Below are 8,064 nucleotides of genomic sequence, written 5' to 3'. Positions count from 1 at the left end.
CAGCAGCCAGTGGCTGCGCTTTGCCGGCGTCTCGGCCGGCGTGGCGGTGTTCGCCTCCATTCTCGGCAACGCCTGCTGGAACCGCGCCAGCCGCCTGCTGCCGCTGACGATGATCGGGCAGATGATCCTGTTCGAGACACTGTTCGCCCTGCTCTACGGCTTCCTGTGGGAAGCGCGCTGGCCCACGGTGCTGGAGGCGGTGGCCGTGGTGCTGGTCGGCGCCAGCGTGCTCAGCTGCATCTCGGCGCACCGCCGCGCGCCGGCGGCAACCGCCCACTGAACGCGTGTTCTGCCGGGGCGGCTGAGCGAGGCCGGTCAGGGGGTGCTGGCGAGCGCCTCACGCCCGCTGCCACCACCACGCACCCGCAGGTACAGCCAGCCGGCGATGAAGAGGTTCAGCAGGTTCCAGCCGATGCCATTGACAAACGCCACGCGGTAGCTGCCTGTCAGGTCGAAGATCCAGCCGGACAGCCAGCCACCCAGGGCCATGCCGACCAGGGTGGCCATGATGACGGCACCGACCCGCAAGCCGGCCTCCTGCAGCGGGAAATGCTCGCGCACGATGATGGCGTAGGTGGGCACGATGCCACCCTGGAACAGGCCAAACAGGGCGGAAATGACATACAGGGGCACCAGGCCATCGAAGGGCAGGAACAGCAGCAGCGCGACGCCCTGCAGGGCCGACCCCAGCAGCAAGGTGCGGATGCCGCCGATCCGGTCGCAGATCAGCCCGAACACCAGCCGGCTGACGATGCCGCAGGCCAGCATGAGCGACAGCATCCTGGCACCCTGGGCGGCACCAAAGCCCAGGTCGGTGCAGTAGGCCACGATGTGGACTTGTGGCATGGCCATGGCCACGCAGCAGGCCACGCCCGCCAGACACAACAGCGCCATCGCCTGATTCGGCGCCAGATCGAAGGGACGTGTGCGCACCGGGGGTGTGCCCGCCGCGGTGGCGGCCGAGGCCGGGAGGGCGGGCGGGCGCTGGCGCATGAGCCAGGACAGCGCGAACATGCCGGCGCCGCAGACCGCACCAAGCGCGATGTAGGTGGGCCGCCAGCCCAGGGTGTCGATGCCCTGCTGCACGATGGGCGGCCAGATCGCGCCGGCCACGTAGTTGCCGCTGGCGCACACCGCCACCGCGATGCCGCGCCGGCGGTTCCACCACAGTGCCGTGTCGGCCAGCAGGGGCGCAAAGGTGGCGGCGCTGCCAAGCAGCCCCATCGCCGCGTGCGCCAGGCCGAAGGCCAGGATGCCGCCCGACAGTCCCGCCCCCACAAACCCGCCCAACACGGCCAGGGCACCCAGCCAGAGCACGGGTGCCAGGCCGTGGCGGTCGGCCAGCTTGCCCGTCAGCAGACCGCCCAGCCCCAGGCAGACCATCATCAGGGTATAGGGCAGCGAGGCACCGGCGCGGCCGACGCCGAACTCGGCCTGCACCGCGGGCAACACCACCGGCAGCACGTACATGCTGCCGTTGCCCAGCACGACAAGACCCAGTGTCACCAGCAGGCGCCGCAGCGCCTGGGGCGAGTCGATGAGGGAGGGGTCTGCATGGGCGGCCGGCATACCGGGTGGATTATGCCGGCGCCATCTGCTCCCACGCAGCAATGGCCTCGGCGGCGTACATCAGCGCCGGCCCACCTCCCATGTAGACACAAATGGCCAGCATTTCCTCCAGCTCGTCCCGCGTGCAGCCCAGGCGGTGCAGCGCCTTCACATGAAAGCCGATGCAGCCCGAGCAGCGCTGCGTCACGCCGATGGCCAGTGCAATCAGCTCCTTGTGCTTGGCACTGATGGCACCCTCGGCCATGGCGGCCTTGGCCATGGCCCCGAATCCGGCCATGGCCTCCGGCTGCGCCTTGCGCAATGCCGCCATGCCGCCGCCGATGTCCCGGATCAAGCCGTTGTGATCAAAAGTGCCCATATGCCATCCTCTGAAAATTAATACTGCATAGAGTATATGAATATTCAGAAGTGGTTTTGCCCTGGATCAAACACCCATGGCCCGGCTACTCGATCAACACCTCCGGGTCCTCGGCATCCAGCACCGTCTGCGCCCAGGCTTCGAGCTTGTGGGTGTCGCTGCGCAGGATCTGCTGCTTGACCGGCAGGATCTGCGACGGGTGCATGGAAAAGCTGCGCAGGCCCATGCCCAGCAACAGGCGCGTCATGCCGACATCGCCCGCCATTTCGCCGCACACGCTCACGCCCTTGCCTTGCGCCCGCGCCTGGGCGATCGTGCTGGCGATCAGGCGCAGCACCGCCGGATGCAGCGGGTCATACAGGTGGGCCACGGCCTCATCGGCACGGTCGATGGCCAGGGTGTACTGGATCAGGTCGTTGGTGCCGATCGACAGAAAATCGAAATGGCGCAGGAACACCGGTACCATGAGTGCCGCGGCCGGCACCTCGATCATGGCGCCCAGCCGCAAGGGCCCGTAGGCCACACCGCGCTCGTCCAGTTGCTGGCGTGCCTTGTCGAGCAGGGCCAGGGTCTGGCGGATCTCGCTGGCATGCGCCAGCATGGGAATGAGCAGATGCACCGGCCCGTGGGCGGCAGCGCGCAGCACGGCGCGCAACTGCACCAGGAACATGGCCGGCTCGGCCAGGCTCCAGCGGATCGCCCGCAGCCCCAGCGCCGGATTCAGGTGCTCCTCGCCCGCCCGCGCCGGCGAACGGTCAAGCGGCTTGTCGGCACCCACGTCCACCGTGCGGATGGTCACCGGCCGGCCCTGCATGCCTTCGACCGCGCGCCGGTACGCCTCGTACTGCTCCTGCTCGTCGGGCAGGCGGCCGTTGCGGCCCATGAACAGGAACTCGGTACGAAACAGGCCGACCCCCGCCGCCCCGGCCTTGAGGGCAGCGGCGGCATCCTCGGGCTGCTCGATGTTGGCCAGCAACTCGATCTGCTGGCCATCGAGCGTCACGGCCGGCGTGTTGCGCAGACGGGCCAGGCGCTCGCGTTCGAGCTCGCCCTGCCGCTGCTTGAAGCCATATTCGGCCAACACCACCGGGGACGGCTCGACCACCACCACCCCGGCATCGCCGTCGATGATCACCCAGTCGTCCTGGCGGATCAGCTGGCTGGCCGAGCGTGCGCCGACCACGGCCGGGATGTCCATGCTGCGCGCCACGATGGCCGTGTGGCTGGTCTTGCCGCCGACGTCGGTGACGAAGCCGGCGAACACGCTCTGCTTGAACTGCAGCATGTCGGCCGGCGAGAGATCGTGCGCCACCAGCACCAGTGGCACATCCGCCGACGGCGCGAGTGGACCGCCCTGCGCCGTGGCCGGTGCCGCCACCGGCGAAGCCACGCCGCGCATGACGCGCAGCATGCGCTCGACCACCTGTTCCAGATCCGCCTTGCGCTCGCGCAGGTAGGGGTCTTCCATCTCCTCGAACTGGCGGACGATCACCTCCAGTTGCGTGGACAGCGCCCATTCGGCGTTGTAGTGGCGCTCGGTGATCCAGTGCTTGACCCCGTTGGTGAGCGTCTCGTCCTGCAGCATCAGCAGGTGCACGTCCAGCAGGGCCGCCAGCTCGGGCGGCGCATCGGTGGTGGCCATCGCCGCCAGTTGCTGCTGCACGCGGCCGATTTCGTCGATCACCGCGTTGCGCGCGTTGCGCAGGCGCTCGATCTCGGCATCGATCTGCTCGGGCTTGATGAGGTAGTGCGCCACATCGAGGCGGCTCGAGGCCACCACCACGGCCCGACCGATGGCCACGCCACGCGACACCGTGAAGCCGTGGATGGATATCGTCATGCCGGGCCACCTCCTGCGCGACGGTGACCTGCGCCATGGCGTGGCGTGGCGGCCACCATGGTCACTCGCCCTCGCCGAACTTGTCGTTGACCAGGGCCACCAGGGCGTCCAGGGCCTGCTGCTCGTCGGTGCCGTGGGTCTCGATCTCGACCACCGAGCCGATACCGGCCGCGAGCATCATGACCCCCATGATGCTCTTGGCATTGACACGGCGGTCGCCGCGCGACATCCAGACCTCGCTCGCGAAACTGCCCGCGAGCTTGGTGAGCTTGGCGGACGCGCGGGCATGCAGGCCCAGCTTATTGCTGATGGTCACGGTGGTCTTGATCATGGGTGGCTCGGCGGGCCTGGTTTTGGGGAGCGGTCACGGCGACCTGAATGATGCCCTGGGTCGCCCCTGTCAGGGCACGCGACACCAGGGTGTCCAGCGGCTCGTGCCGGTAGGACACGGTGCGCAGCAGCATCGGCAGGTTGACACCGGTGATCAGCCGGGAGTGCACGCCGTCCACCAGGCGCTGTGCGACGTTGCAGGGCGTGGCACCGAACACGTCGGTCAGCACCAGGGTGCCTGGTGTGCCCAGCGTACGCAACAGGACGCGCGCCTGGGCCAGCGATTCATCGGGCGGCGTGTTGGGCTGGACATCGAGCGCCGCCACGGCATCGCCGCAGTCTGCAAAGACATGCAGCACGCAAGATCGCAAGGCCGAGGCCAGCGGTGCATGGGCGATGATCAGGATGCCATTCATGTGACAAGTTTAGCCCGCCGCACACGGTTCCAGCCCGACAGGAACAGGGCATAGGCCAGCGCGCTCGCCAGCAGATACAGGCCCATGGCACCGCGGAAACTCGCCACCACGCTCCAGCCCAGCCCCTGCAGCCCGTCGATGGCCAGGCCAATGCCCCACTGGGCCATGAACACCCCCGAGAAAATGGCCAGGTTGTAGGCCGAGAGCGCCCGCCCCGCCGCCTGCGCCGGCATCGCCATGGCGACCGCCGGTTGCGCCAGCGACGCGCAGGTGCAGGACACACAGAACGCGGCCCAGTACGGCCAGCCCGCCGCTGGCCCGAGCACGATGGCCGCGGCCAGCGCCAGCAGGCTCAGCGGCATGCCGATGCCGATCAGGCGCTCCGTGCTGATCCCGCGCCGTGCCAGCGCCGGCGTGACCACCCCCCACAGCCAGAACGCGATCAGCAGGCACAGGCTGATGCCGAACAGGCCAACGGCGGCCACCTCGGCGCTGGCGCCGCCCACCCGCACCATCCAGGGGCCAGCCCACAGGGTCTGTACGGCCAGCATGCCGCCATAGTTGACCAGGCCGACCGGGACCATCATCCGGAAATACGGATGCCGCCAGATGTCACCGTAGCTCATGGGCGGCCGCCCCGGCGCGGCCGGCCTTGCCGCGGGCGACGCAGAACCGGACGACCAGGCAGGCACGGTGCAGGCAATGATCAGCATGGACAGCACCAGCATGAGTGCCAGCACCCAGAAAATGCCCCGCCAGCCCGTCACCGGCATGAGCCATTGCACCGGCAAGGTGGAGGCCACCGTCCCCATGGACCCGGTCATGAGCATCCAGGCGTTGGCCCGCAACTGGAGCTCCGGCCGCAGCCAGCGCCGGTAGCCGGTCAGGGGCGCCATCAGGCAGGCACTGACCCCCATGCCCACCACGACCCGCGCCACCAGCAGACCGGCAAACTCGGAGGCCAGGGCAAAGCCGGCGCAACCGGCCACCGCCACGGCCAGGAAGACCAGAATCACCTTGCGCGGACCATACCGGTCCAACAGCGTGCCCAGCGGCAGCTGGGTCAGCGCGAAACCCAGGAAGTACCCACCGGCCAGCAGGCCCAGGTCGCTCGCTCGCAGCTGCATCTCCTCGCTCAGCACCGGTGCCAGCGTGGCCGTCACCGCCCGCAGCAGCGTCGAGATGAAATAGGCCAGCGCAAAGGCCAGGAACACCCTGGCCGCCTGAGCCCGCGGCAGCAGCGTCGGCCGGGCAGCGGCGGGCACGGCACCCTCGACCAATCGGACGGTGCTCATGGCGTCACCTGGAGGCTGGAGAAAAATGGCTCCAGGTGCTCGGCAGGCAGCACCCGGCCATAAACGGCCGCCTGAAAGACCCGCGCACCCTGCGCCATGTACACGGCCCTGGCTTCGACAGGACCGCCGACGTGGTCCTGGCCTTGCAGGGCACGCGCCATCACACGCGCCGCGCCACCGGCTGGCGGCGGTTCCCACACGCTGTCCTGCGTCGCCCGCAGCGACTGGCCGCTGGCGGCCGCCCAGGCCTGCAGTGCCGCCGGCACATCGGCCGGCGAGGCCAGTGCCGCCCACGCCAGCGCATAGGTGATGTCACCGGTTTCGCAACTGGCCATGTGCAGCACGACCGGCACCGGCCCCAGTGGCACGGTTCGCTCCGCGGTGTCTGGCTTGCACGGCATCAGGGTCTGGATGCCACCGCCGTCCAGGCGCACCTCGCGCCAGTTGAACGTGGGGCTGCAGGCCACCAGAAGCAGGGACATGGCGAACCAGAACGCGCCAATGCCCACCCGGCGCCCGGCGCCACGGTTGACTGGGAACAAGAAATGTCTCCGAAACAGGCGCGGCGACGGCACATGGCCGACTCGCGCACAATCTATGCATGAACTCGCTCGATGGTATCCGGATTCTCGATTGCTCACGCGTACTCGCTGGCCCCTGGTGCACGCAGACCCTCGCCGATCTGGGCGCCGATGTGGTCAAGGTCGAGCGTCCACCCGGCCCGACCCATCCCGGCGGCGACGACACCCGGGGCTGGGGCCCGCCCTTCCTGCAGGGCCGGGACGGCCACGACACCGGCGAGGCCGCCTACTACCTGGGCGCCAACCGCAACAAGCGCTCCATCACCTGCGACATCTCGCGGCCGGAAGGCCAGGCGCTGATCCGCGAACTGGCGGCCACCGCCGATGTGTTCGTCGAGAATTACAAGGTGGGCGACATGGCGCGCTACGGACTTGATGCCGACACCCTGCGTGGCATCAACCCCCGTCTGGTCTACTGCTCCATCACCGGCTTCGGCCAGACTGGTCCCTACCGGAACCGTGCCGGCTACGACTACGCCATCCAGGGCATGGGTGGCCTGATGAGCGTCACCGGCGAACGTGACGATCTGCCCGGCGGTGGCCCGCAAAAGGTCGGGGTGGCGGTGGCCGACCTGTTCACCGGCCTGTACGCCACCGTTGGCATCCTGGCCGCCTTGCGGCATGCCGAGCGCACCGGCGAGGGCCAGCACATCGACATGGCCCTGCTGGACACGCAGGTGGCCATGCTGGCCAACCTGGGCGCGAACTACCTCGTGCGCGGCCGGGCCGAGGGCCAGGTACCCGGTCGCGCGGGCAATGCCCACGCCAACATCGTGCCCTACCAGGTGTTCGAGGTGGCGCCGGACGGCCAGGGGCACCCCCAGCACATCATCCTGGCCGTCGGCAACGACGGCCAGTTCGCCCGGTTCTGCCAGATCGCCGGTTGCCCGGAACTGGCACAGGACCCGCGCTTCGCGCGCAACGCCGACCGCGTGCGCCATCGGGCCATTCTGGTGCCGCTGCTCGAGCCCCTGCTGCGCCAGCGCAGCAAGGCCGACTGGCTGTCGGCGCTCGAAACCGCCCAGGTGCCCTGCGGCCCCATCAACGACTTGGCCGAGGTGTTTGCCGACCCACAGGTCCTTGCCAGGGACATGGTGCACCGCTGGTCGCACCCGCTGGCCGACACACTGGACCTGGTCGCCAGCCCGCTCAAGCTCAGCGCCACACCGGTGCGCAACGACCTGCCACCCCCCCTGCTGGGCCAGCACACCGCCGAAGTGCTGTCCTCCTCATGGCTGTCCCTGACGCCCGAGCGCTTGGCAGACCTGTCGCGACAAGGCATCATTTGATGCTTATGGAACATTTTTTCTGAGCACCATGGCCAGCAGCCCCCCCCTTCCCACCACCCGGTCCCTGGCCGGCTCCGCCCGCGCCGCAGCCGCCCGGGGGGAGCCGCTCGTGGTCATGACCTCGCTGGCCGGCTGCATCTATTGCGACATGGTCCGCAATCAGCACCTGCAGCCCATGCTGCGCGACGGCCTGGTGCATGCCATCCAGCTGGACATCCAGGACCGCACCGGTCTGATCCTGGACTTCGCTGGCCAGCAGAGCAGCCCGTTCGAGCTGGCGCACCGCTGGGAGGCCCGTATCGCCCCACGGTCCTGTTCTTCGGTCCCGACGGACAGGAACTGGCCGAGCGCATGGAGGGGATGGGCCTGCCCGATTTTTACGGCGA

8 protein-coding genes and 2 pseudogenes are annotated in these 8,064 nt (G+C 68.9%); 3 read left to right on the top strand and 7 right to left on the bottom strand.

The genetic code is table 11. The annotated features are described in order from the left end of the window. Positions 1 to 280: pseudogene (locus tag PHQ87_RS12395) on the top strand (EamA/RhaT family transporter); the annotation flags it as partial. Between the two features lie 35 nt (positions 281 to 315). Here the strand turns inward: PHQ87_RS12395 and PHQ87_RS12390 are convergent. The 7 genes from PHQ87_RS12390 to PHQ87_RS12360 form a co-directional block, all read right to left on the bottom strand. Next, positions 316 to 1,569: an MFS transporter gene (locus PHQ87_RS12390; RefSeq protein WP_300234723.1), complete on the bottom strand. Its 1,254-nt coding sequence runs from the start codon at positions 1,567 to 1,569 to the stop codon at positions 316 to 318. A gap of 10 nt (positions 1,570 to 1,579) precedes the next feature. After that, positions 1,580 to 1,927 carry a carboxymuconolactone decarboxylase family protein gene (locus PHQ87_RS12385; protein ID WP_300234720.1) on the bottom strand — a complete coding sequence of 116 codons (348 nt, stop codon included), beginning with the start codon at positions 1,925 to 1,927 and terminating at the stop codon, positions 1,580 to 1,582. An 85-nt stretch (positions 1,928 to 2,012) separates the two neighbouring features. Then, the gene (ptsP, locus tag PHQ87_RS12380) at positions 2,013 to 3,767 is read right to left on the bottom strand and encodes a phosphoenolpyruvate--protein phosphotransferase (protein WP_300234717.1); all 1,755 of its coding nucleotides are present in this window, start codon (positions 3,765 to 3,767) and stop codon (positions 2,013 to 2,015) included. A 61-nt stretch (positions 3,768 to 3,828) separates the two neighbouring features. Then, positions 3,829 to 4,098, bottom strand: a complete 270-nt coding sequence (locus PHQ87_RS12375) for an HPr family phosphocarrier protein (protein ID WP_300234714.1) — start codon at positions 4,096 to 4,098, stop codon at positions 3,829 to 3,831. Further along, a complete protein-coding gene (locus PHQ87_RS12370; protein ID WP_300234711.1) occupies positions 4,067 to 4,513 on the bottom strand; it encodes a PTS fructose transporter subunit IIA in 447 nt (148 codons plus the stop codon). Before PHQ87_RS12370 ends, PHQ87_RS12375 begins: the two co-directional genes overlap by 32 nt. After that, positions 4,510 to 5,808: an MFS transporter gene (locus PHQ87_RS12365; protein ID WP_300234709.1), complete on the bottom strand. Its 1,299-nt coding sequence runs from the start codon at positions 5,806 to 5,808 to the stop codon at positions 4,510 to 4,512. The genes PHQ87_RS12370 and PHQ87_RS12365 overlap by 4 nt, the downstream gene beginning before the upstream one ends. Beyond that, complete coding sequence (locus PHQ87_RS12360; protein WP_300234706.1) at positions 5,805 to 6,350, bottom strand: hypothetical protein; 546 nt, start codon at positions 6,348 to 6,350, stop codon at positions 5,805 to 5,807. The genes PHQ87_RS12365 and PHQ87_RS12360 overlap by 4 nt, the downstream gene beginning before the upstream one ends. A 59-nt stretch (positions 6,351 to 6,409) precedes the next feature. Here PHQ87_RS12360 and PHQ87_RS12355 point away from each other — a divergent pair, with 59 nt between their 5' ends. Then, positions 6,410 to 7,678 carry a CaiB/BaiF CoA-transferase family protein gene (locus PHQ87_RS12355; protein ID WP_300234704.1) on the top strand — a complete coding sequence of 423 codons (1,269 nt, stop codon included), beginning with the start codon at positions 6,410 to 6,412 and terminating at the stop codon, positions 7,676 to 7,678. Positions 7,679 to 7,793: 115 nt separating this feature from the next. Continuing rightward, a pseudogene (locus PHQ87_RS12350) lies at positions 7,794 to 8,064 on the top strand (hypothetical protein); the annotation flags it as partial.

This window comes from Hydrogenophaga sp., assembly GCF_028698005.1.
Taxonomy (GTDB): domain Bacteria; phylum Pseudomonadota; class Gammaproteobacteria; order Burkholderiales; family Burkholderiaceae_C; genus Hydrogenophaga.
The sequence above is the reverse complement of the archived record's forward strand: the minus strand, read 5'-3'. Positions and strand labels throughout refer to the sequence as shown.

Bases quoted from the DNA above. Each gene is read 5' to 3' on its own strand.
- PHQ87_RS12375 (WP_300234714.1), bottom strand. From the start codon at position 4,098: ATGATCAAGACCACCGTGACCATCAGCAATAAGCTGGGCCTGCATGCC.
- PHQ87_RS12365 (WP_300234709.1), bottom strand. From the start codon at position 5,808: ATGAGCACCGTCCGATTGGTCGAGGGTGCCGTGCCCGCCGCTGCCCGG.
- PHQ87_RS12390 (WP_300234723.1), bottom strand. From the start codon at position 1,569: ATGCCGGCCGCCCATGCAGACCCCTCCCTCATCGACTCGCCCCAGGCG.
- ptsP (WP_300234717.1), bottom strand. From the start codon at position 3,767: ATGACGATATCCATCCACGGCTTCACGGTGTCGCGTGGCGTGGCCATC.
- PHQ87_RS12385 (WP_300234720.1), bottom strand. From the start codon at position 1,927: ATGGGCACTTTTGATCACAACGGCTTGATCCGGGACATCGGCGGCGGC.
- PHQ87_RS12355 (WP_300234704.1), top strand. From the start codon at position 6,410: ATGAACTCGCTCGATGGTATCCGGATTCTCGATTGCTCACGCGTACTC.
- PHQ87_RS12370 (WP_300234711.1), bottom strand. From the start codon at position 4,513: ATGAATGGCATCCTGATCATCGCCCATGCACCGCTGGCCTCGGCCTTG.